Source organism: Lachnoanaerobaculum orale (genome assembly GCF_003862485.1).
Taxonomy (GTDB): domain Bacteria; phylum Bacillota; class Clostridia; order Lachnospirales; family Lachnospiraceae; genus Lachnoanaerobaculum; species Lachnoanaerobaculum orale.
Map to the genome: position 1 here is coordinate 1,776,308 of NZ_RRCM01000001.1, position 24,794 is coordinate 1,801,101.

General features: G+C 35.6%; 25 protein-coding genes. 5 read left to right on the forward strand and 20 right to left on the reverse strand.

The window, feature by feature from the left end; all coding sequences use genetic code 11:
* Window positions 1-8 precede the first annotated feature (8 nt).
* The 7 genes from EHW90_RS08415 to EHW90_RS08445 form a co-directional block, all read right to left on the reverse strand.
* Window positions 9-266 carry a Txe/YoeB family addiction module toxin gene (locus tag EHW90_RS08415; RefSeq protein WP_124952365.1) on the reverse strand — a complete coding sequence of 86 codons (258 nt, stop codon included), beginning with the start codon at window positions 264-266 and terminating at the stop codon, window positions 9-11.
* A complete protein-coding gene (locus EHW90_RS08420) occupies window positions 266-535 on the reverse strand; it encodes a type II toxin-antitoxin system RelB/DinJ family antitoxin (RefSeq protein WP_124952366.1) in 270 nt (89 codons plus the stop codon). Before EHW90_RS08420 ends, EHW90_RS08415 begins: the two co-directional genes overlap by 1 nt.
* 153 nt (window positions 536-688) lie before the next feature.
* The gene (gene hcp, locus EHW90_RS08425; protein ID WP_124952367.1) at window positions 689-2,539 is read right to left on the reverse strand and encodes a hydroxylamine reductase; all 1,851 of its coding nucleotides are present in this window, start codon (window positions 2,537-2,539) and stop codon (window positions 689-691) included.
* 150 nt (window positions 2,540-2,689) lie between these two features.
* The gene (locus EHW90_RS08430; protein WP_124952368.1) at window positions 2,690-3,361 is read right to left on the reverse strand and encodes a Crp/Fnr family transcriptional regulator; all 672 of its coding nucleotides are present in this window, start codon (window positions 3,359-3,361) and stop codon (window positions 2,690-2,692) included.
* On the reverse strand, window positions 3,319-4,353 hold the full coding sequence (locus tag EHW90_RS08435; protein ID WP_124952369.1) for an ATP-binding cassette domain-containing protein: 1,035 nt from the start codon (window positions 4,351-4,353) through the stop codon (window positions 3,319-3,321). Before EHW90_RS08435 ends, EHW90_RS08430 begins: the two co-directional genes overlap by 43 nt.
* Window positions 4,346-5,047, reverse strand: a complete 702-nt coding sequence (locus tag EHW90_RS08440; RefSeq protein WP_009445624.1) for a GTP-binding protein — start codon at window positions 5,045-5,047, stop codon at window positions 4,346-4,348. The genes EHW90_RS08435 and EHW90_RS08440 overlap by 8 nt, the downstream gene beginning before the upstream one ends.
* Before the next feature lies 1 nt (window position 5,048).
* Entirely contained in the window at window positions 5,049-6,266 is a 1,218-nt protein-coding gene (locus tag EHW90_RS08445; RefSeq protein ID WP_124952370.1) for an ABC transporter substrate-binding protein, read from the reverse strand.
* A gap of 194 nt (window positions 6,267-6,460) precedes the next feature.
* On the opposite strand from EHW90_RS08445, the gene EHW90_RS08450 reads away from it, so the two are divergent.
* On the forward strand, window positions 6,461-7,327 hold the full coding sequence (locus EHW90_RS08450) for a DMT family transporter (RefSeq protein WP_124952371.1): 867 nt from the start codon (window positions 6,461-6,463) through the stop codon (window positions 7,325-7,327).
* An 83-nt stretch (window positions 7,328-7,410) separates the two neighbouring features.
* On the opposite strand, the gene EHW90_RS08455 is transcribed toward EHW90_RS08450, so the two are convergent.
* The 8 genes from EHW90_RS08455 to EHW90_RS08490 form a co-directional block, all read right to left on the reverse strand.
* Window positions 7,411-8,325 carry a ketopantoate reductase family protein gene (locus EHW90_RS08455; RefSeq protein WP_124952372.1) on the reverse strand — a complete coding sequence of 305 codons (915 nt, stop codon included), beginning with the start codon at window positions 8,323-8,325 and terminating at the stop codon, window positions 7,411-7,413.
* A 96-nt stretch (window positions 8,326-8,421) separates the two neighbouring features.
* A complete protein-coding gene (locus EHW90_RS08460; RefSeq protein ID WP_040457985.1) occupies window positions 8,422-9,111 on the reverse strand; it encodes a cyclase family protein in 690 nt (229 codons plus the stop codon).
* A gap of 80 nt (window positions 9,112-9,191) precedes the next feature.
* A complete protein-coding gene (locus EHW90_RS08465; protein WP_124952373.1) occupies window positions 9,192-9,644 on the reverse strand; it encodes a YhcH/YjgK/YiaL family protein in 453 nt (150 codons plus the stop codon).
* 39 nt (window positions 9,645-9,683) lie between these two features.
* Window positions 9,684-10,727, reverse strand: a complete 1,044-nt coding sequence (yiaK, locus tag EHW90_RS08470; RefSeq protein WP_009445618.1) for a 3-dehydro-L-gulonate 2-dehydrogenase — start codon at window positions 10,725-10,727, stop codon at window positions 9,684-9,686.
* On the reverse strand, window positions 10,727-11,494 hold the full coding sequence (locus tag EHW90_RS08475; RefSeq protein ID WP_124952374.1) for a hypothetical protein: 768 nt from the start codon (window positions 11,492-11,494) through the stop codon (window positions 10,727-10,729). Before EHW90_RS08475 ends, yiaK begins: the two co-directional genes overlap by 1 nt.
* 35 nt (window positions 11,495-11,529) lie before the next feature.
* Window positions 11,530-13,659: a hydantoinase/oxoprolinase family protein gene (locus tag EHW90_RS08480; protein ID WP_124952375.1), complete on the reverse strand. Its 2,130-nt coding sequence runs from the start codon at window positions 13,657-13,659 to the stop codon at window positions 11,530-11,532.
* A 26-nt stretch (window positions 13,660-13,685) separates the two neighbouring features.
* Entirely contained in the window at window positions 13,686-15,083 is a 1,398-nt protein-coding gene (locus EHW90_RS08485; RefSeq protein ID WP_124952376.1) for a citrate transporter, read from the reverse strand.
* Between the two features lie 165 nt (window positions 15,084-15,248).
* Window positions 15,249-15,920 (reverse strand): GntR family transcriptional regulator, encoded by a 672-nt coding sequence (locus EHW90_RS08490; protein WP_124952377.1) that lies wholly within the window; start codon window positions 15,918-15,920, stop codon window positions 15,249-15,251.
* Window positions 15,921-16,287: 367 nt separating this feature from the next.
* Here EHW90_RS08490 and EHW90_RS08495 point away from each other — a divergent pair, with 367 nt between their 5' ends.
* Both EHW90_RS08495 and EHW90_RS08500 read left to right on the forward strand, forming a co-directional pair.
* A complete protein-coding gene (locus EHW90_RS08495; protein ID WP_124952378.1) occupies window positions 16,288-17,016 on the forward strand; it encodes a GntR family transcriptional regulator in 729 nt (242 codons plus the stop codon).
* 59 nt (window positions 17,017-17,075) lie between these two features.
* The gene (locus EHW90_RS08500) at window positions 17,076-17,579 is read left to right on the forward strand and encodes a YhcH/YjgK/YiaL family protein (protein WP_124952379.1); all 504 of its coding nucleotides are present in this window, start codon (window positions 17,076-17,078) and stop codon (window positions 17,577-17,579) included.
* 89 nt (window positions 17,580-17,668) lie between these two features.
* Here EHW90_RS08500 and EHW90_RS08505 read toward each other — a convergent pair whose 3' ends face one another.
* The 5 genes from EHW90_RS08505 to EHW90_RS08525 are packed head-to-tail and all read right to left on the reverse strand — an operon-like array spanning window position 17,669 to window position 22,187.
* Entirely contained in the window at window positions 17,669-18,343 is a 675-nt protein-coding gene (locus EHW90_RS08505) for a GntR family transcriptional regulator (RefSeq protein ID WP_009445704.1), read from the reverse strand.
* 12 nt (window positions 18,344-18,355) lie between these two features.
* Complete coding sequence (locus tag EHW90_RS08510) at window positions 18,356-19,372, reverse strand: zinc-binding alcohol dehydrogenase family protein (RefSeq protein WP_124952380.1); 1,017 nt, start codon at window positions 19,370-19,372, stop codon at window positions 18,356-18,358.
* Between the two features lie 14 nt (window positions 19,373-19,386).
* Complete coding sequence (locus EHW90_RS08515) at window positions 19,387-20,667, reverse strand: TRAP transporter large permease (RefSeq protein WP_124952381.1); 1,281 nt, start codon at window positions 20,665-20,667, stop codon at window positions 19,387-19,389.
* Entirely contained in the window at window positions 20,667-21,158 is a 492-nt protein-coding gene (locus EHW90_RS08520) for a TRAP transporter small permease (protein ID WP_124952382.1), read from the reverse strand. Before EHW90_RS08520 ends, EHW90_RS08515 begins: the two co-directional genes overlap by 1 nt.
* A 15-nt stretch (window positions 21,159-21,173) precedes the next feature.
* Window positions 21,174-22,187, reverse strand: coding sequence for a TRAP transporter substrate-binding protein (locus EHW90_RS08525; RefSeq protein WP_124952383.1), 1,014 nt, complete (start codon window positions 22,185-22,187; stop codon window positions 21,174-21,176).
* 244 nt (window positions 22,188-22,431) lie between these two features.
* Between EHW90_RS08525 and EHW90_RS08530 the strand changes: the two genes are divergently transcribed.
* Both EHW90_RS08530 and EHW90_RS08535 read left to right on the forward strand, forming a co-directional pair.
* Window positions 22,432-22,890 (forward strand): DUF697 domain-containing protein, encoded by a 459-nt coding sequence (locus EHW90_RS08530; protein ID WP_124952384.1) that lies wholly within the window; start codon window positions 22,432-22,434, stop codon window positions 22,888-22,890.
* 149 nt (window positions 22,891-23,039) lie between these two features.
* Window positions 23,040-24,794, forward strand: coding sequence for an IS1182 family transposase (locus EHW90_RS08535; RefSeq protein ID WP_124952385.1), 1,755 nt, complete (start codon window positions 23,040-23,042; stop codon window positions 24,792-24,794).

Sequence of the window (24,794 nt, forward strand, 5' to 3'; positions counted from 1 at the left end):
TAAATATTCTAATCATAATGTCCTTTACATGAAACTATATATATAATGCCCGACTGTTCATAGTATACAATTCTGTTAGTATCATCAATCCTTCTACTCCAAAATCCCGAAAGACTGTCCTTTAGAGGTTCAGGCTTACCAATTCCTTCAAATGTATTTCTCTTTATATCTTTTATAAGTTCGTTTATCTTTTTCAGCGTTCTTTTATCTTGTCTTTGCCAATACAAATAGTCATCCCATGCCCTGTCTTCCCATAGAATACCCATTATTCCACCTCAATCAAATCATGCTGTGAAAACTTTGCTTTACCGCTCTTTATATCGTCCATCATTCCTTCAAGATAACGAATATTGCTTTCAGAATAGAACGGGTCAAGTGATAATTCAAAAGGAATGCGTTTTTCCCTTGCAACCTTTTTTGCAAAAATAGTAAAGGCGGCACTCATAGAAAGTCCTAATTGTGAACATACCTGCTCCATGTCTTTTTTATCTGTTTCATCTAAATAAAAATTTATGTTTGTCTGTGTATGTTGCATTGATAAACCTCCTCTCATAACCTTAAAATAAGCTCAATACTTTATATAACCATATTACTTATATTTTTATACTATGTCAACATTATACAGATACCCGCTTTTTCAACAACACAAAAAACCTCCCGGCAAGCACCGGGAGGTCGTTATATATTATTATCCAAGCATATTTAATCTGTCGATAAGCTCATTTACATCGATACCGTGTACCATAGCGGCCTCTGCAAGTGACTCCATCTGTGATGATGGGCATCCGAGGCAGTGCATACCGATATCCATAAGAACGCTTGCCGCTGCAGGATTCTCTGCAAGAACCTCACCGATAAGCATATCAGGATTGTACTTTCCCTCAGCTGCAGGCTTCTCAACCTTTCCGAAGAAAAGCTCGATATCATCCTCAACTGTTCCGATACCTGCAATACCGAAGTTCTCAACCAAAACCTTAGCTACATTTGGTGAAAGGAATCCCGGAAGTGTAGGTCCCAGGTGAATATTCTTTACACCTAAGTATAAAAGTGCAAGTAAAACGATAACAGCCTTCTGCTCATACCATGCAATGTTGAACTCAAGCGGAAGATCGTTGATATCGTCAAGTCCGAATACTTCCTTAAGCTTAAGTGCGATAACTGCAAGTGAGTAAGAGTCATTACACTGTCCTGCATCAAGAACTCTAGGAATACCGCCTATATCTCCAAGGTCAAGCTTGTTGTACTTATACTTTGCACAACCTGCTGTAAGGATAACCGCATCCTTCGGAAGAGCCTTAGCAAAATCTGTGTAGTAATTTCTTGCCTTTGAACGTCCGTCACAACCTGCCATTACAACAAACTTTGAAATAGCACCTGACTTAACAGCGTCAACTACCTTATCTGCAAGTGCAAGAACCTGTGCATGAGCAAAACCGCCTACGATGCTTCCGCTCTCAATCTCTGTAGGAGGTGCACACTTCTTAGCCTGTTCGATGATCTCTGAGAAATCCTTCTCCTCACCGATATCACCTGCGATATGCTTACATCCCGGATATCCTGCAGAACCTGTTGTATAAAGTCTGTCGATGTAGCTTGCCTTAGGCGGAACGATACAGTTTGTAGTCATAAGGATAGGTCCGTTGAAGCTCTCAAACTCTTCTTTCTGCTTCCACCAAGCATTACCGTAGTTACCCTTAAGGTTAGGATACTTCTTAAGCTCAGGATAATACTGACCTGCAAGCATCTCTGAGTGAGTATAAACATCCACTCCGGTTCCCTGTGTCTGCTTTAAGAGCATCTCAAGGTCTCTTAAGTCATGTCCTGAAACAAGGATACCGGGATTCTTACCTACACCGATATCAACTGTTGTGATCTCAGGGTTACCGTAAGCTGTTGTATTAGCCTTGTCAAGTAAAGCCATACCGTTTACACCGTACTTACCTGTCTCAAGTGTAAGAGCTACCAAGTCGTCTACGCTTAAGCTGTCATCAAGTGTTGAAGCCAATGCTCTCTGTAAGAACGCATCAACCTCACCGTCATCCTGTAAAAGTGCATTTGCATGCTTTGAGTATGCTGAAAGTCCCTTAAGTCCGTATGTGATAAGCTCTCTAAGGCTTCTTACATCCTCATCCTTTGTTGCAAGAACACCTACTGTAGATGCCTTGTCAAGGTACTCGCTTTCATCAAATGACTCCCAAAGAGCAGCCTCAGGAAGATTGTCCTTATTTGAAAGTTCGTTTAAAAGCTCCTTCTTAACTTCAAGTGTCTTCTTAATTCTTGCTGTAATAGCATCATTGTCGAAGTTTGCATTTGTAATTGTGATGAAAAGGTTTAATGTAACAAGGTGGTTTACTTCCTTGCTTACTTCCTTACCCTCTGCACGAAGTCTTGTTGTTATAGCTGATATACCCTTACTTACATAGATAAGTAAATCCTGCATCTTTGCAACTTCCGGCTTCTTACCGCATACACCTACCTGTGTACATCCTGTATTACCTGCTGTCTCCTGACACTGATAACAAAACATTTTGTTTTCCAATTTATACCTCCTCTTACTATGACTGAAATTCAGTCTATGAGCAATCTGATTAACAGATTTAATTTTTATTCTTCTGCATCACTGCATGGCATTATAATATCAGATTAAAAGTCTAAAAACTGTAACTTACATTACCGAGCGATGTTTTTTTTAAAGACTTTTAAGTCCTTCAAGATTTTTTACAATCAAATCTTTTCTAACCACCTTTATAAATCCGTCATCCTGCATCTTCATAAGTTCTCTTGAGAGTGAAGGCCTTGCAGCATTCAAAAAGTCCGCAAACTCTTCTCTGCTCATCTTTAAAGTAACTCTGTCTCTCTCATTCATATTTTGAAGTATGAATCTTGCAATCTTTTGCCTTAATGTTGAGCATGAAAGTACCTGTAATCTGTTATTAAGATAAAAGGTTCTTTCGGCAAAAATTGTAATCATATTTGAGAGCATTCTGCTCTGTAATGCTGACGGATTTGCACCCGGCCTTGTAAGATACTCCTTCGGTATCTCCAAAATCTTACTTGGTGAACTTGCATAGGCATAGTTCACATATTCATTATGATTTAAGAAAAGGAACACCTCACCGAAAAGCTCTCCCGGATTTGAGAACATTCCCATTATACTTCTCTTGCCGTTTACAGAGTCGTTACCTATAGATACACTTCCTTCCACAAGCATTGTAATATATCTGGGTGTATCTCCCTGATTAAATATTGTCTCACCTTTTCTGAATCCGACAATATCAGCCTTCGCTTCCTTTAAGCAAAGTTCTATCTCTTCTTCTGTCATTCCCCTAAAGAGTGGGGATTGTGTATAACTTCCTGACATAATTCTCCTTCAAGCGTCATACCCGCACGCAGTCTCTTTCTAGCTTCTTGCATAATTTCATCAATACTGTTCAGTTGCACCAAAACTTCCTTTTCCTCTGCGGTTGTCTCTATGATTTTGTCAATTCCGCCGTTTTTGATAACTATTCTTCTATCGGCCATCAACGCCAAAAGAGGATCATGAGTAGCCATAAGGACAATCTTGTCCTGTGAAACCAAAAGATCCAGTGCTTTCTTTCTGTCTATTCCGGCATTTTCTATCTCATCTATCAAAACTATAGGTGAAGAGCTAAGCACTGCAGTATCTGCAATCATCAGCGCTCTGGATTGTCCTCCGCTTAGAGCCGTAACCGCAGTCTCAGGTGCAAAATTCTCACCTGCAAGCTTATTTGCCTCTTTCAATATCTTCTCAACTGTAGCCTCGATATCCTCAATCATTCTGCTTTCGGCATGCATAGTTATAAATTCACGGGCTGTAAGATCCATAACAAAATTCATATTTTGTGAAAGTTGTGCAACCAATTTATTATTTGTCGAATATCGCCATTTGGGATCCGGTTTTCTACCATTTATATATATGGTACGACCGGTAGGGGTATCATTTTGTGCTGCCCATTCAATATCAGCCAACAATCTACTTTTTCCGGACCCTGTAGCTCCAACTATAGACACAATTTGTGAAGAAAATATGTCTAATTTTTGAAATCTTTCTTTTTCTCCACTTTTGTTATGACCGGGGAAAATAGTTAAACTTTCTATATTTTCCCTTTTATCACCAAGGAATTGTAACATTTGTTCGATGAATGTGTCAAGACGGTTTTTTATTTCTTTCTTATCTATTGCCTTATCTTCCAGCTCTTCTTGTGATATATTATCCAAAAATTCTGAAAATGTAAGACTAAGACTGCTGTCTATACAAAATCCCGTACTTTCAAAAAAATCACTCACAAACGGATACTTTTCAAGTAATTCCCCAAGCTTTAATTCACTCATTTTTATCCTCCCACTGCATTTTCTTTGTGTTTCCAAGCTGATAGTCCTCGCCTATCCTTGTCTCACCCAAACAATAGGAACACATAGCCGAAGGCATTGCAAACCTAAGTTTCATTCCTTGTACCGATTTAATGTCTATATTATTGTCATATATTAAGGTGGAAAGTTCAAAAGCTCCCTGACCGCTAAGTCCGTTTACATTCATGACCATGGCCCTCGGATTTACCGCACAAACTCTACCGCTGAATACTTCCCTCTCCGCCTGGCTCACTATATCACCCTTTGTAATAACCACTATATCTGCAGACTTAAGCATAGGACCTATCTTTTTAGGTGTATTGATACCTGAAAGATTGTCTATCACACATACTCCCTTTATATCGGTAATATACGGTGAACAACGATTACAAAGTCCTGCCGATTCGGTTATAAGTAAGTCCAGTTTTTGGTCATTTCCCCATTTTACCACATCTTCTATATTTGATGCAAAGAAATGATCCGGACAAAGTCCGCCTGAAAGTCCCTTTTTTACAGGAATATTTGCTTTTTCATATATCGCATCATCATCTGTATACAGGCAGTCAAACTTCACAACTCCCGCCTTTATCCCCCTGCCCTGCATGGCTTCAATAGTCTTTAAAATAACCGAGGTCTTTCCTGATGAGGGAGGACCTGAAAATATAACCAGATTCATACTACTCCTCTCCGTAAAACCACTTTTCGGTATTAGTCAAAATTTCACCTATATCATTTGAGCGTATAAAATCCCATCCCGCCCAAAGGAAATTTTGACTTTCTTCCAATTTATTGTCATACTCAGGATTCGTCTGTGGGAACTTACCGTCCGCACCCAAAACCTCAGCCACCTGTTTTGAAAATAAGAAATCAATAAGCGGCTTACTGTTTTCATAGTTTTTCTTCTTTGTCAAGAGAAATACCGGGCTTATAACGGCTCCGTCCTTTGGCCATACAACCGAAAGATTTGAGTTTTCTTTGATAGTCTTTGAAAAGAAGTAAGGCATAATGCTGATTGCCGGAGTGTCAATGTCCTTTCTTCCTCCGCTCTTTACCATCTGTGCAGGATGCATTGACTTAAGCAGTCCTCTTCCCAAAGCCTTTACACCTTCTTTTCCATACTTGGAATATATACCAAGCATTATAGCATTGAACATATCAAGATCGGATGTAGGCAGCGCTATAGAATTTTCAAACTCTTTTTTAAACAGATCTTCCCAAGATGTCGGAGCTTTTCTATCACCTAATACAGCTTTATTCACAATAAATATAGCCGGAACAACGCCTATTATAGAATATTCTCCCTCCGGATCTTTTACCGAAATATTTTCATTATCTAAAGATTTATTTAATTTTCCGATTCTGTGGTCTTTAAATACGCCTTTATCTCTAAATCTGCCCATATACTTATTATCAAAGAAAAGATTAAAGCCTGCAGACATATATATATCCGAGAGATCGTCCTCAGTCTTTGCATTCATTATTTCAGCTTCTATAGCATCCATACCCATGCTTGCCGCATTAAGATTATAGTTTATCTTATAATCCTGACTCTCTACAAACTTTTCAAAGCTTTCAATGAACTGCATCCTCACAGGACATGGCAAGATACCCTTTATAGATACTTTAGCATTTTCGTCAACATTTTTTACAATCCCGTTGTTGTCCGTCATATCCGACTTTCTCTCGATAGCCTCTACTAACTGCTTCTCGAAAACATCCACATTTATATTCTTACTCTTAAGTGCCGTCTCAATGCTCAAAAGCTTACCCATGGATTTTCTCATCATATCATTCTTCAGATTTTCAAATCCGGCATTTGCAAGCACCTCTATAAGCTCAGGATACTTCTCGGTAACATCATACACTTTATCTTTTATATCAAAATACTTATTCATATATTCTCCTTTACTATACAAACCCTAAGGGTATACCTGTAAATGTTTTTTATTCTACTCTGTATACACAAAAAAGTCTGTAACTATTGTTAAATGAGAAAGAAATTGTGGGGAGAGGGAATCCGATGTATATATTTCAAAGAAAATAGTCTATAATAACATAAGTAGGAAAATTTTAATATTTGGGGGATAAAATGAAGAAAGAAAAAATACAAGCTTTTCTTGCACTGTTTACAGCAACATTTTTTTGGGCTTCCGCCTATATTTTTGTAAAACAGCTCTTAGACAATGTATCACCATATGTGATGTTGGTTGTAAGATTCGGCTTGGCATCTCTGATACTTATTACTATTTATAACAAAAGACTTTTACAAATAAATAGGGAGATTCTTAAAGCAGGTATTATAATGGGAGTATTCCTGTTCGGTGAGTTCTTTACCTTTACAGTGGGACTGCAATATACCACCACATCCAGGTCATCACTAATCATCGCATCGTACATTATAATTTTACCTTTTGCATACCTTTTAATAATGAGAAAAAGGCCCTCACTCTCCGACATTATAGTCTCAATCATATGTATGATTGGAGTCTTTTTTATACTGGGCAATGACCTTGGCAGTTTTCACTTGGGTGATGTATACTGCATACTTTGTGCACTGTCTTATGCACTTTATATTGTTATATCTTCAAAATATTCAAAGCGTTATGATTCGGGTATTTTGAATGTGCTGCAGGTATCAACTACCGCCATACTGTCTATAGTGATATTGCTCTTTGTCAAAGACCACAGATTCTATGTCACGTTTAGAGACGGATTCCAACTTATATATTTGATTATACTATGTACTACACTGCCGTTCTTCCTTATACTCTACGGTATGAAACATATCTCGGCAACAACAAGCGGTATACTGCTTTCATTTGAGAGTGTGATGGCGGCATTTATGGGCATAATGGTATTGCATGAGCCGTTTACACTGAATCTGTTTATAGGCGGTACTATTATCATATTGTCATTTATATTGTCTGAGGTATTGCCGAAGATATTGAAAAAGTGAAAACAATTCTGAAATGACCTTAGTTTACTATATTTACTAACTAAGGTCATTTATGTTAAATATGTTTCTATATAATTCTTACCTTATTTCTCTTTACATTCCATAGCATGTACCATATTTACAACAAATTCATGTGTAGGAACTTTTACACCAACTTTATTTGCCGCTCTAACTACTGAACCACTTATAGTATCTACCTCGGTTTTTCTACCTGCACCTAGATCTGCACATATAGATGTGACTCCTTCAGGTGACTTTATAGAAACATTCTCTACATCCTTTGTAATCTTTTCTTCATCTGCCTCAAGTCCCATTTTATGTGCTACTTCTACCGCTTCATGTATTAAGGCTTTTGTCATATTCCATGCATACTCATTGGATCTAATATACCCAATTTTAACTTGTAAAATACCTGTTACAACACTTAATGAGACATTTGTAAATAATTTATTCCATATTAGTTGTTGAATGTTATCATGTATTTTAACATTAAAACCACAGCAATCAAAAGTATCCTTCACTTTTAGTAGAAATCCTTCATTATCCTCCACCAGCATACCGATATTTGTATTACCGATACCACCTCTTCTAATATGTCCAACTCCAAGTACAGCACCATTATCCTCAGTAGTTCCTATAATAATGTGCTTATCATCTACAAACTCTCCCAATATATCTTCATGTCCCGAACCATTTTGAAGAGTCATCAAGTATGTGTTTTCTCCTATTAAATTCTTATTTCCTGCAAGCGCAACCTTTGAGTATAGTGATTTTACAAACAGTACAACCAAATCCATCTCAGGGAGTCCTTCACTATTGGTCACTGCCTTCGGTCTATACACATTACTTTTTCCATTTTCTTCTATTATCAATCCATTATTATTTATACTACTTATAATATCTTCATTTGTATCAATTAAATACACTTCATTTTTTAATGAAAGGTGTCCGCCGTAAATAGAACCCATAGCACCTGCACCAATTATAGCAATTTTCATAAAACTCCTTTTTCGTATAAAATATAAACTCTACAATACCTAAAAGAGATAGTAATAAAACATTTTATCACTGTCTCTATCACTTTTAAATTTTATTTAGCTAAAATCTGCAAGTCCTTCAATAGCATATGCACGAACAGGGCTTGAATCGAGTCCTATAATTGGAAGTGGAGAATATGACATAAAGAATATATTCTTCTCCAGCAATTCAAGATTTCTTAAAACCTCTAAGAATACAATATTCTCAGCTAACAGTATATCGTGGAACGGCTTAACATCTTCATTGCAATTTTCAATTGATACACCATCTCCAAAACCTACACATTTCACCTTATGATCACTAAACCACTTTGCAGTTTCTCCATTTACAAACAATCTCTTGTCTATCTCTGTATTTGTATCTTTTGTAAACGGTGTAAGCTTATATGAAGAATCTATGATAACAATATCTCCCTCTCTTACCATACCTGCTTCCCTATCAAGATCTGCTGCTGTAATGTGTGAATTTGGAGCAACAGTCTCTTTAAAATCAACATAAACAGCTCTACCAAGAAATGTTGATAATGGCAATTCTGCAACACTTGGCCAATTATCATCATGATGATATGGACACTCACAATGTGTTCCTAAATGACTCATTATATCTATATTTGTATGAAAATCCGGAATCGGACCACCTGTATTAAAACGGAACAAATGACATCTTCTCTTTTCTGTTTCCGGGTCCAGGATTTTTGATAAATCTATAAGTCTAAGACCATTACCTAAATCAAATACTTTTTCCATAATTTTCCTTTCTTGTGGCATAACCACTAACAAAATTTATAATAAAAATCAAATAATTAATTCCTATTACTTTGCTTAAATCAAATTTTCACCTTTATAACTACCTTTTTTACCTGTATAGGGCTATCTACACAGCAACCCGGCATATGTGCATCCTCAGGTGCAACCACTATAAAATCTCCCGGATTTAATATAACATAACCATATTCTTTTGGCATATCATAAAATTTAACATCTTTTTCAGGATTTGAAGATTTTTCAACCAATCCCTCCCTTTTACATACGCCAAAAAGTTCTATTCCCTCTACAAGGTACTGAACATCAAAAAACAAGTCATGTGTTTCAAATCTTTTTTCTTCCACAGGAAGTGTACTGTACTCCTGCACATTCGCTACTACGTCATCATTAAGTATAGGATAACTTCCTACATCTAATGACTTTAAATCCTGTTTTTTAAGCCATTTATAGGCGGATAAAAATTTATCTTCTAAATAATCATATTTATCAGCTATCTTTATATCTGAATAAAACATATTTTACCTCTAAACTCAGACGATAAATTGATCTATTTGCTACGAAATGTCTACTATATCCAAATCACCCTCAGCAATAGCTTGTATTTGACTCCATATCTTTTCATCAATATTAACGCCGTTTTCTATACTATATTTTCTTCTCTCTATTGTCCCTTCACCTGGAGACTTTACCGGATATTTAGGATCAGATGGATGTGCACTGTCTGCTCTTTCTACTCTATAATCCCATTTTTCTTGAATACTTTTTTTATCACCAAACAAATATGGATCGATGGCTATAAAAACTTGTGAACATCCTGTGCAACTTCCTCTTCCCTCATCGTCAAGATCGGCACCTGATCTGCCATTGGCTAATGCCGCTGCAACCAAATCCAATATCAACGCAAATGAAGATCCTTTCCAATAACCTGTCGGCAAAATTCTTCGTGATTTTTCTATTTCACCCGGATCTGAAGTCAAATTCCCATTTTCGTCAAACCCTCCGGGATATGGTAATTTTTTTCCTGCTAATCTATATACTCCAAGCTTTCCATAAGCATACTGGCTCATTGCCATATCAAGAACTATTTCACCATTTTCTCTCGGTACCGCCATACAGAAAGGATTATTTCCTACACTAGGTTCATCACTACCCCACATAGGCATGCAACTCTCTGTCGCAATCCAACTAATACCTATTTTGCCACTTTCAGCCATTCTCCAAGCATAAGTACCACCGCGCATCCAATGAGTAGTATTCTTAAGTGTAACTAAACCTATACCATGTTCATTAGCCAGCTTGATTGCTCTATCTGTGCAAAAAATCGCATTACTTATCCCGGGACCCAGATTACCGTCATAATTTTCTGCCAAACCCTTTTGACAAACAAGCTCAGGTTCTCCTTTTGGGTTAACCCAGCCCTTTTTTACATAATCAATGAATCGTGGAACTCTATTTGCACCATGACTTTCCACTCCGTCTGCACTTGATTCTGTATGTATTCTGGCACAAAGTGTAGCTTTATCTTCATTCAGCCCTGCATTCATCAAAGCTTTTCTTATAGTATTTTCCAATATATCAAAACCGACTTTAGTACTCATTATATTTCCTCTAGCCTTCTATTAAATAACTCTATCATCTCCTCATAGAGACCGGATGCCTCATTTTGTGAATAACCATATACAAGTATCACATCTATAAGATACGGCGAAAACTTTATTCCTGAGTATCTATATGCAAATGCCATAGCGGCTATTTCGCTCAATGCTACTAAGCATGAATCATAATGGAAAAAACCGATAGACCAGAGCTTTATCTTTTCAATCCTGGTATAAATCTCTTTTTTATGCTTTTCTTCTATACTATGAAAGAGTTCATGTAGTAATAAAATATCAGCAATATTTGTATCACCTATTATATCTTTTATACTATCCGAATTCAAAAATTCTTCCACTCTGTTTATAGCATCCATATAAACTCGTATATGATTAGGCTCTCTAAACTCGGCAAATAAAACTCTGTCTGTATTCTCCGGCATAGAAACATACTCTACTTCCATTCCCAATGCATTTGCAAATTTTTCGGCAGATAAGTTGCCATATTTTATTTTTGACTTATCCGCCCATTCTACACCACAGTCCCAAGCCTTTTGCATATATACTTGTCTTTGACTTGCAGAAATCCTTCCGTCAAGCGGTTCTCTTGAAAATACATATCTGTCCCATTGAAGTAGAGGAATCTTTGCTAATTCTTTTAGCATATCATCTAAATTTCGTCTTTCAAAGTCAGGCCTCTTGTATAATACAGTTCTTTGCTTTCCAAATATACCATCAAATAATGGCCTCAAATCCATTGGTTGGTCACTCATACCCTCTATAGGCCTCCAATCCAAATATTTACACTTTATACACTAATTGTAGATGATACAATTATAATCTCCTCATTTCCGTCTCTGTCACCTAAGTCTAAATCCATCAACAGATAAATTTGCTCTAAATCAACAGCTGAGTAATCACTAACTCTAGGTCCATAGCATACAAAGTAATCAGGTCTAATGACAGAGTCGGTTTTAAACTCCGCCTGTTCTTCCCACAATTCCTCTACAACTTGTTTATAGTCAGCTACCTTACACCTTCTTACAGATCCACTTGAACACTGAACCTTAATAAAGCCTTTTTTATCAACAATTCTTACGGCATTTTTATCTTTCTTTGTTGCCTCAAATACGAAAAATTTATCAGTCTTACTTGCCAGCCTGATGTTGGTTGCATCCTTACCCAAATCTCTCGTCGCCAGTTCCATAGCCTCAGTCTCATCACATTCTTTTAGTAAGTCTGTTGATTTAACTTCTGTAGAACCTGTAGCAATTGCTGTTACTTTACCTGTCTGAGAATCTATCTCTACATGAACCTCTATAGAATCCGGAGCTGCTCCTGAATTTATAGCACTGTCAACAGCTTCTTGTTTTAATTCTCTTATATCATCCTGTGAAGGGTTTGGTATAACTCTTTCAACAACATCCCTTACCATTGCAAGTGCTACACCAATCGATGAAATAACCTCTGCATTTTCCGGAATATCATAATCAAGTCCCATCTTTTTAGCACAATATGGTACCAGTGCTGCAGCACCACCACCACAACCTACAAGTTTCATAGTATCATGGTCTAACTGATATTTATCTGCTAAAGTATTTATGCATGAAGATACCTTCTCATAATCCTTATCCAGAATCTTTGTCGCCAACTCTTCTACAGTTATTCCAAGCTTATCTGCTACAGGCTGCATTGCTTTTCTTGCCGAATTTGCATTTCCATGTGCAAAATACTTTTCATCTACCAGTCCAAGTACATTTGCCGCACAAGTATTCGTAAAACAAATTTTCTTTCCGTTTTGAAGTTTGATTACACAATAGTCGGCAGGATCTCCTTTCTTCGGACTTACCAGTTCAATCTGAGGATTAACTATCTCTTCTTCCGGAGTAAAACAAGCGTACTCACAACCTGCTATATGAGCGGAACGTGGTCCGACATCAATGACATCTTTATCACTTATTCTGACCATTGAACCGCCTGCACAACCGAGGATTCTAACATCAAGTGAATTTATATATGTATCATGTCCACCTATTTTGGCATAATCTACTCCGGGTCTTCCGTTTTTGATTACTCCAATATTGGTAGTAGTTCCACCAACCTCGAAATATATTGCGTTTGACGCTCTAAGATACATCAGTGAACCCATTACAGATGCTGCAGGTCCTGATAATGCTGTAAGTATGGGACGCTTTCTCATCTCATTTATCTCCATAACACCACCGTCACCACGCATTATCATAAGCGGTACAGATACACCTGCTCCTCTTACAGATGATTCAGTAGCATTCGCTGTAGCCATCATCTTTGGTAGTATAGATGCATTTATAGCAGCTGTTCTGGTTCTTCTTGTAAGTCCATACAGCTTAGTAATATCAGATGCCATTGTTACAGGTATATTCTTTTTTGAAGCCAAATCATGTATTTTTTGCTCCTCTTCCATACTGTCTACACCAAAAGCCATAGAAGCCACAATAACATCTGTTCCCTGACTTATGAGTTCATCAATATTTTTATTTATGACTTCATCTGTCAGTTGCTTTTTCTTAATAAAAGTATTGAATACCTTTATCATTCTTCCAACCTTTTCATCAAGAACTATATCCTTCAATCTAAGTTGACGCTTTGCTAAGAACCCTTCCAGACCGCCTCCGGCAATACCGATAATACCTACATTTGCTACATCTCCCTCAATAAAGGCATTTGTGGCTTGGGTAGTAGAATGAGCTACAAAGACCACATCCGACGGATCTATATTAAAGTTTTTCAGACAATTTCTAAAACTTTGTACAACACCTGCTGCCACTCCGGCTTTATCATCATGTGTTGTTTTTACCTGGTCTTTACCAATAATCTCATGCGTTTCATTATCCATTGCCACACATTTTGTATGTGTTCCGCCTACATCGATTCCCATTCGGACTTTTCTGTTTCCCATTTTTCTACCCTTCCATTATTTTAATATTATTTAACTGCTGACATAAGCCATGTCGTTCCAAGACTTCCAAGCAAAATAAATGTTGCAACGTATTGTAATATACCTGCAAAATATGCATTTGGAATTGATAGCTTTAAGAAATCTTTTGATTCAACCTTTGTATATGCCAGTCCCCAAGCAACCCATGACTGTGTAATACATGAACCGATATTTACTGTGATTGTAGGAATTGCAAATAACGCATATAGGAACGGTACTGAGAAATCACCGATATGCATTACAACTCCAAGTGTTGCCGCTCCGCAACCTACAAGTGTCATAGGACCTCTGAATAATCCCATACAAAGCAATACTGCAAACATTATACAAAGTACCAACTCATTCTTTGGGAATACCTCACCAAGTATTACCTTAAAGTAAGGTGCTGCATACGAAGCAACCTGATTGAACATAGGCAATGTCAAGAGGAATCCAACAAGTGGTGCCGTATCAACTACTCCATCATAATAGAGCTTATTAACAAGCTGACAGTTCTCTTTAAAACTTCCCTTCATCTTTCCACAAAGGAACAATGCTGCAAATCCTGCTATTACAAATCCACCAATAACAGAGAAATCTAACCAAATCTTTAAAACTACAGGTACTATAGGAAGTATAAGTGTATAGAAAGGAGCATTCTTTTGCTGTGCACCCCTATTTGTTGTAGCAGCCCATGCATGAGATGTTTTTGATTTTGCAAGATATATTCCTGATAAAATAGTTGTTGTTACAAGAAGTATAATAAGTGCTACATATCCCCATTTTGTAGCATACCATCCGAGAGTAAACTCAGGCATCTGCTCAGGTGTTATAAAAAATGCTCTATACTGTGCAAAATTTACAGGATTAATAAATATACCTGCCGCCACTGAACCCATAAATGAGAACATTGCAATAGCCTTAGGTACTCCAAGCGACATAAGTATCGGTAATACAATAACTCCAATAGCAATTACAGGACCTGCACCGGTCATTGCTGTAAATATAATAGCGGTAACTATATTAAGAAGTGTAATAGTTACCATCGGTTTATCACCACCAAGCTCTACTGTCTTTCTGATAAGTGTTGAAGCAATACCGGTCTCCATAAGTACACGGCCAAACCATGCACCCCAACATACATTAACCAATGTAGTACCCCAACCTTCAGGTGCACTCTGGAAAATCTTGTTTAAAGCAGCCATTACTCCCTTTAATCCGTCAAACTTTAATGCTTCGTTTTGTGCCAAAAAATCTGCACTTGCACCAAGTGTTCCACCAAACGATAAAACAGTCCAAATAATAGTTATGATTAGGAAACCTATCATAAGGTTATTCCCGGATATACAATACCATGCCAGTCCAAAGAATGTTAAAAGCAGTATTATACCAATAATATATTCCATATTTCCTCCAAAAAATGTTTTTTTAAACAAGAACTTCTTGCTTACCATGAGTTATCCTCCTCTCTTCCTCACGGTATTTACAATATATAAACTATATATTTCCTATAGCTTCTTTAACAATAATCTATATACATATATTTACCCTATTAGATAACTTCGTCCAAACTACTCAAAGTAATCTCCATATATACTTTCTAACGTATCCATGGTTACTAAAAAGCCATTGTACCTATTTGAACAAATCATAGTCAATAATTCAAATTGGCAACTTTTTAATTGCTCTGTCATAAGTCTAATTTCTACCATAGTATTCTCCCAAGCATTTAATGATGAATTATATACATTATAGTTATATGTACTATATTTTAATGAACTTAGCCTATACATATCGCAATCAATCTTGTCTAAGTACGAATACGCATATTCTCTACCACACTCTTTGGCTAAGCTATTATAGAAGCCCCACTCCAGCATCACCATCTCATATTCACTTTGAGGTTTTTTAATTGTCCTTAACTTCAGTACATAATTATTAACTATATTTAATTCTTCACCATTCTTTACTTTGTTTACAAGTTCAGAAAGTATTGCCTGTTCTATCACTAAGTGTGCATGTGTAGCCTCTCTTATCATATTTCTCTTTATCTTGGTTACTACCGAGCCCTTCTGTGGCAAAGTTTCTAAATAACCTTCGTCTGATAGATTCGTCAATATCTTCCTTATATGCGGTCTGTTCATACCGGTTTCAGCTGATAAAGCATTTTCGCTCAACCTTTCTCCCGGCTTTAACTCTACAGCTATAAGCTTTCGCTTTAATTCTTCATACAATTGCTCCATGTGCTATACCAAAAGTAATACCCGTTTATGTTTACATTTATTGTACAAAACAATGCTTTAAAAATTGTTTACAAGTTTTGTATCACTTCCAAAATAATATCATGGATAGCATTCAAAATCAATATTTTTTTAATCAAATCATAACTTTTATATTTATATATTATATATTGAAATACATATTTAAACTATGTTATACTTGAATTATCAGTTGATTTTATATTACTTAAAGTCAAAACTGTATATAACACTTATTCAATATTGTTTACAAGTATATAATAATATTGTATACAAGATTGATACAATTGATATGCTACACTTGTATATCACAAGTATAGTTATAGTTTTATCACGAGATATTAGGTAGAATATGAGTTTAGAAAAACAGTTATCAAAATTTTCAAATAAATTTATTTTAAAAAGGCCTTCGGAAGATACCAGACAATATGTCTATAGGATTTTAAGTACTCTAATACTTAATATGGTACTTATGCCCGGACAAAGAATGAATGAACAAGAGCTTGCATCATTGATGAATGTTAGCAGAACACCACTTCACGACACTTTTCCTAAATTATCAAGGAACAGACTTGTAGACATTATCCCAATGAAGGGAGCTTTTGTATCAAAGGTTAATAAAAACGGAATCAAAGATTCAATATGGCTTAATGAACATCTTTGTGTGTCAATTATACATGGAATCTTTATTTCAGATGCGAAAAAATCAGAACTTGATATATTACATGAAATACTTTCCCAATTGGAATATAATTATATTCATGGTGATTTTTTACGTGCTTCAAGATCTCTGGGACAGTTTTTCAATCATCTTTTTATTTTGGGTGGAGATTTTGAAAAACTATGGCGTTCATTGTATGAATATGAGGCGGATCTATTCAGATTATATTCTCTTGCTTTAAAGAATCCAATTCTAAGCAAAAGAATATATAAAACTTTATATGCACTTACTGATGCGTTAATAAATCGCGATAATGATTTAGCCTGCCATATTTTTTCTAAACATATGGAAGATGTATTAAACATGACAGATATTATTATATCTGAAGAACCAAATTTATTTATAGATGTAATAGCTTAAAAGGCTTTATCATAAACATCAATAATATTATTACTGTATAACAGTAGAATGGAGTTTTTATGTTTTATGGAAATATTAACAACGAATTTTTTGACAAACAATGTAACCTGATGCCAAAGCCTCTGGCACTTTGTTTAAAGTACTTAAAAGAAAATGATATGGCAAAAGCTGAAGCAGGAGTATTTGATTTGAAATTGGGTAACAGTGATTGTATTCTACAGGTTCTTGATTTGCAAACTAATGAAAGACATAATCTGCGTCCTGAAATACACAGAAAGTATATAGATGTTCAATTTCTTGCTTCCGGAGGTCCTGAAGAAGCCGCATTTTGGAGTGACGACTGTTCTTTAGAAGTAGACGAGAACCTTCTGTCTACAAAAAGAGATATTTTATTTTATAAAAATTCCGATACAATAAAAGAGGGACGCATATATTTAACACCCGGCACTTATGCTTGCTATTTCCCATGGGATGTTCATGTTCCTGCTATTCAAGTAGGGAAAGAAGAAAAGCCTATTAGAAAAATAGTTATTAAAGTCCCACTTGAAGATTGCTATAGATAAATCAAATGCTCTACCAAATACTGTTTTATTCGGTAGAGCATTATTATTCTAATTTTAAAAATAATATTTTATTTTTGTTCAAGTACTATTCAGTCAAAATAATCAGAAAATTTTTCTCTAAGTATCTTTTCTTCAAACTTATGTCTTGACAAATGAATTTCCATTAGTTCCTTCGCCTTGAAACTATCACAAGATTTAATAGCCAAAAAAATTTTCTCATGATCACTTACTGTTTTAATATCCTTTATAGTATTTATACTTAGATTCCTTAATCTATCAAAATGCCCAGAAATACTTTCAACTAACTCATGCGTCTGTAATTTATTTGCCATTTCAAATAATATCTTATGAAACTCATTATCTAATTGCATTAAATTTGTTTTATCTTCTTTATCAAGATAATATTTCTGATTTCTAATATTTATTTCCAATTTATCTATAAATTTATCATCAGGTTTATCGCAAACTATATCAATGATAGCTTTTTCCAACACTAATCTTACAAATCTGCTCTCTTCTACCAGATTGTAATCTATCTTAGATACGAAACTTCCCTTCTGAGGATATACAACAACAAGTTTATTTTTTACTAATTCAAGCAAAGCTTCTCTAACAGGTGTTCTGGACAAGCCTAATTCTTTTGCAATATCTGCCTCACATATCCTACTGTTTGGGGTAAACTCAAGTCCTATGATATTTTTCCTCAAATATCTATATGCATATTCACTTGCTTTTTCATTTGCTAACCTTTCAAATACCGACATAAGCTTTCCTTCTTAAAACAAAAGAGCAATTTTTCTTATACTTTTATCCTTTGAATCAATAAAATCAAACGCTTTTTGAGCATCCATAAAATTATATGTATGAGATACAGCATTTTTTAAGTCTATTTTACCTTCGTTTATCAACTCAATAGCATCTCCAAATTTTTTGTTTTGTAACCTTGACCCTCTAATATCAAGCTCTTTTGACGTTATTAAAAATTGATTAACTTCTGTAGGGCTTACTGAAAATCCCATAGTTATAACCCTACCCGCATTACCTGTTACGCTTATAGCATTCATTAAAGAATCCTTTGTACATGCGGCATCAATAGTCAATGTTGGACCTCTTCCATCACTGTATTCCCTTATTTTTTCTTTAAAATCACCATTTGAAAGATTCACAGCATAATCAGCCCCATTCTTAAGTGCCTCATTTAATTTATCTTCTACGATGTCTCCTACTATTATTTTAGTATTAGTCAACCTCGCTATTCTTAATATAGAAGATCCCAGTGCACCACAGCCTATTATAAATACAATATCGTCATCCTCTATAGCCGCTCTTGACAGGCATTGTATTGCAATAGTTGTCGGCTCAATCATTACAGCGTCTGCATAACTTATACTATCCGGTAATATGTAGCAATCCTTCTCAGGTACCGCCATATATTCTCTATAGCCACCGTCTATATGAACTCCACGCACTTTCAAATTATCACAAACATTCCCTCTATTATGTTTACATGGATAACAGTGACCACAACTGGTAACTTGATTTATGATAACCCTGTCTCCCACATTTAATTTTTCAACATTTTTACCTGTCTCTTCGACTATCCCTACAATCTCATGACCTATAACCCTAGGATATGTAGCCGCAGCATTTGTTCCATGATAAATCCCCACATCCGATCCACATATACCTGCGGCCTTTATTTTCACTAAGACATTATTATTAATATCTATATGTGGTTTTTCCATGTCAATAACTTTCAGCTCATTCGGCTTTACAATTTGAATAGCTTTCATATTTTTATCACTTTCTAATTTCCCATTATTAATTTTACAACACCTATAGTGACAGCAGGAACATATGTAACTATAGCTAACACTATAAAGTTGCTGGCAATAAACGGTACTAACTCCTTTATAACATTTGTCAACTTTTCTTCTGCAATATTTGTTGCAGCAAAAAGACAAACTCCTACAGGTGGGGTACACAATCCGATTACCAGGTTTAATACTACAATTACACCAAACTGTATAGGATCTACTCCTACCTGTGTAACTACTCCTAACAGCACCGGAAATAATATTAGTATAGCAGCAATTGTTTCCATAAACATACCAACAAATACAAGTAAAAGATTGATTAAAAGTAAAATTATATACTTATTTGTAGTCAACTTTAACATGGCATCTGCAACCATTTGAGGTATTTGCTCCTTAGTAAGTATGTATGCAAATATGTTCGCAAACCCTACAAGTGCCATTATTGCCGCACTGGATACTACAGTTTGCCTCATACATTCCAGCAGCCTTTTTATTGTAAGTTCCTTATAAATAAAAACTCCCACTAAAATACCGTATAATACAGCTAATATTGATGCTTCAGTTGGTGTTACAATTCCACCTACAATTCCCAATAAAATTATTAAAGTCATCAATATTGCCCAGAATGATTCTTTTCCTGTACTTAATATTTCCCTTATAGTAGCTCTTTTTTCCGTCTTTGGATAGTGTCTTTTTTTAGAAATTATAATTGATGCCAAAATCATACCGCCACCCATAAGTATGCCCGGTAAAATTCCGGCAACAAACAATTTTGAAACTGATAATCCTGTCAATGTGGCAGCCATAATCATAGGCACTGATGGAGGAATAATCGGTCCTACACACGATGAGGCCGCCGTAATTGCTGCTGAAAAGTCGGCATCATACCCATCTTTTTTCATTGCCGGAATCAATACTCCACCTACACTAACAGTATCTGCCAGAGCAGTACCTGAAATTCCTGCAAATAACATTGATGCTACTACATTTGCTATTGCAAGCCCACCTGTAATATGTCCTACCAATTTATTGCAAAACTTAATTAATCTTTCCGTTATTCCTCCAAAATTCATCAAATTTCCTGCAAGTACAAATCCCGGAATACACAGCAATGTAAATGAGTCTAATCCTGAAAAAAATCTCTGAGTATATATTGTAAGCGGCATCCCACTGCCAACAAAATATAATAATGACGATATTGCCAAGCTAAACGCTACAGGTACTCCAACACCTAAGCATACTAAAAAAGATATAAATAATATCGCTACCATTAGTCTTTTTCTCCTTTATTACTTAAAATCTCTTTCACTTGATACAATATCTCCATAACAAAGCTCAAAATTAAAAGTCCAAATAATATTATCATAGAAAAATAAATATATTGCATTGGAACTTGCATTGCTGTAGATACCATCCTATATTCCAATATTGCAAAACTCAAAACAGACTTTAAAAGTACAAATGTAACAAATAACAATAATACTATATTTATAACTAACTCTATTAATTTTCTAATAATTTTAGGCAGAAAATCGATTATCAGATCTACAGCAACAAATTCCTTTTTATGTACTGCCACGCTTGACCCAAAAGCCACCATATATATGAATAAATATCTTGCCAATTCTTCTGTCCACGAAGGTGTTTTCGGTAAGAATGTTCTACTGATAACCTGAATAAGAACACTAATAATGAACCCACCTAAACAAACAAGTCCAAGATAAGACATAAACTTATTATATTTCTTTATCAAACTATCCATACTTATAATCCCAATTTATTCTTCTACAGACTTTATCTTATCATATAATACCTTCTGCTTTTCTGTTAAAATAGCTTCAACTCCCGGAACAGCCTTTTCCGCAAAGAGTTTCTGATCTACCTCTACAAATTCCATGCCTTTTTCCTGAAGTTCACCTTTCAGTTTCTTCTCATCCTCTAAAAACAGTTGATGTTCATATGTTTGTGCTTCTTTTGCCGCTTCGTTTACAACTTCTTTTAAGTCATCAGGTAGTGATTGGTATTTCTTCTCTCCCATTGCAATATATACCCACGCTCTCAAATGTTCTGTTTGATTTACATATTTCTGTACTTCATATAAAGACCCGGATTTAATCATTGCAAGTGGATTCTCTTGACCATTGATAACTCCCTGCTGTAAAGATGTAAATACCTCACTGAATGCCATTGGTGTAGGCTTTGCACCCATAGCTTCAAATGCAGCAACTGTCATAGGGGATTGAGGTGTTCTTATTATAAATCCCTTCAAATCATCAGGTGTCTTTATCGGTGTATTTGATGTTATATCTCTTGGACCTCTTACAAAATATCCCAAAACTCTCATTCCGGATTTAAGCATTATGTCCTCCATCTCTTTTCCAACCTCTCCATCAAGTACGTTATATAACTGCTTTTCGCTTTTTATAGCATATGGCATACCTATTACACCCAGCTCCTCTGCATATGTTTGCATCGATTCAGCGGTAAATGTTATATCACATCCTCCACCTGTTAATATGGATTGAATTGTATCGATTTCATTGCCAAGCTGTGAATTTGGATATATGCTTACCTTTAGCCTTCCTCCTGACTTTTCCTCAGCTACTTCCTTAAACTTTTCGGCTCCCTTATGCCATGTATGATTTTCATCTACAATATGGCTGATCACAATTTCTACCGGCTCACCAACTGTAGCAGTTTTACTTCCCTCTGATGTAGTTTTATTTCCTCCACCACAAGCTGACAATGCTAAACCAACTAAAATACAAAGTGCAACAAATTTCTTTCTCATAGTCCCTCCTACTATACGTTCAGTTAATATACTAATATATTAGCATATTAGTATATTAAAAGCTATTCAATAGTATTAAAAATTTAATTTTCGTTACATTAAATATATATATATTATTTTTTTATCAATTTAATATATTAATGTAATTATTGATACCTATTCCTCCCACTTGTATTTACCCGTCCATATGTTTATAATATCTACAAATTGATATTCAACCGAAAATCAAACTAAGGAGTATCGTATGGGTTCTAAAGTGAAAATGGATACTGCTACAAGGCAGAAATGTAACAAAATCATTGCATCGGCGGCTGCTGCCGCCGGTTTGGCAGGCGCTGCACCTATTCCGCTTGCGGATACCATACCTATTACAGCCGCTCAGGTAGGAATGGTCATCGCACTTGGAAAGGTTTTTGACTTGACTATAAGTGAATCCGCTGCCAAATCGGTTCTGAGTATTATGACAGCTCAGACTGTAGGAAGAGCTGTGTTTGCAAATGTAATTAAAGCGATTCCGGGTGCAGGAGCTATAATCGGAGGTGTGGTTGCAAGCGCTACAGCAGGTGCTATAACAACCGCTCTCGGTAAGATAGTTTCCGAAGATTTTTATAAAATTTCAATCGGTGAACAACCTGACAATATATCTTCGGCTGCAAAGGACATCGGAAAGCTGTTTTCCAAAAATTATATAGACATAAAGTAAGTTCCGTCAAAACCAAAAGGGGCTGTCGGGAAATGACAGCTATAAGAAAGGGTGGTGTGACTCATTTTGAGTCACACCACCCTAAGTTTTTACATAAAAAAGATGGCTAACGACAACCATCTTTCTTCGTTACATGTTATAATGTAACTATGCTTACAGTTAATTATTATAACGACTTTTTTGAAATAGGTCAACAGAAAATCAACTTTAGCTTCTATGAATTGAGTTTACCTGATGACGATCCTGTCTATACCCTAAAAAAAGTTATGGAGGATTTAAATTTTTCCGGACTGTTAGCCAATTGTTCGGATAAGGGAAGAACAGGGTACAACCCGATCATGATGTATGCGGTTATTACTTATGCAAATATGCGAGGAATACGTTCCATCGATCGTATTGTAGATTTATGTGAACGAGATATCGCTTTTATCTGGCTTACTAGGGGCAAAAAGCCTAAAAGAGATGCTTTCTATGAATTTAAAGGCAAGAAACTTACTTCAGACATTCTTAATGATTTAAACTATCAGTTTATGAGACGTTTACAAAAAGAAGGGCTTGTAACATTAAAAGAATTGTTTATTGATGGAACAAAAATAGAAGCAAATGCTAATCGCTATACTTTTGTATGGCGTGGAAGCATTAATTATCATCTTGCATGTCTTTTGGATTCTATTGATAAGCTTTACTCGGACTATAATTCTTTTTTACAAGATAACGGATTTGGCGAGAAGTACGAGCTTGGAAATGCACAAATGTTTGTAATTGACGGAATTGATAAAGTTAGAGATATTATTGAAAAGAATAGAAAAAGAAAGATTACAAAACATAAAAAGTTATCTAACAACTGTATTATAGAGATTGATAACTGCTCGCCTCTTGAACTGCTTAAACTTCAGAAAAACCTTATGGCTATTGCTGACGGAGAAGGCATTGCATTTGTTAACGGAAAGGGCAAGAGAAAGCCGAAACTTCAACAACTATATGAAGAACTTGAACATTGTGGACAGCGATTAATGGGCTATAAAGAATGTTTTAAAATCATGGGGAAAGATAGAAACAGCTACTCCAAAACTGATTTGGAAGCAACCTTTATGCGAATGAAAGAAGATCATATGCTGAACGGGCAGCTAAAGCCGGCATACAATGTACAGATAGCAGTAGAGAATTATTTTATTGTGCATGGTTATGTAAGTAATGATCGTACAGACTATAACACACTGATTCCTGTCCTTGAAAAGCATAAGAAAGTATTTGGAGAAGTACTGGAAGAAGTTACAGCAGATAGCGGCTATTGTAGTGAGAAAAATCTATTATATCTGAAAGAGAATAAGATAGATAGTTATATAAAACTACAGGATCATGAAAAGCGAAAAACACGAGCATACAGTAAAGATATAGGTAAATACTACAACATGAAGACAACGGTATTTGAGGATGAGCAAGTCTATATCTGTCATGACGGTCGTGAACTGAGACATATCAACACAGAGAAGAAAAAACAGAATGGTTATACACAAACATATGAAGTATATGGATGTTTTGACTGTAGTGGATGTGAACATAAGCCTAAATGCCTGTATAAATATAATCCTGATAAAGATGTTGATAAGAATAAAGTAATGAAGATCAATGAAGTATGGGAAGAGCTTCGAGAGAAGTCACATGCTAATATACAGAGTGAAAAAGGCATTCTTAAACGACAGACACGCTCTATCCAAACAGAAGGCCATTTTGGAGATATTAAAGAGAATGAAGATTTCCGACGCTTTAATTATCGTTCTTCAGATAAGGTATATAAAGAATTTATGCTTTTTGCAATAGGAAGAAATATAAATAAATATCATCGTTTTCTCCATGCAAAACTAAAGAAATTTGAAGGGAAAATACAGGAGAAAACAGCATAG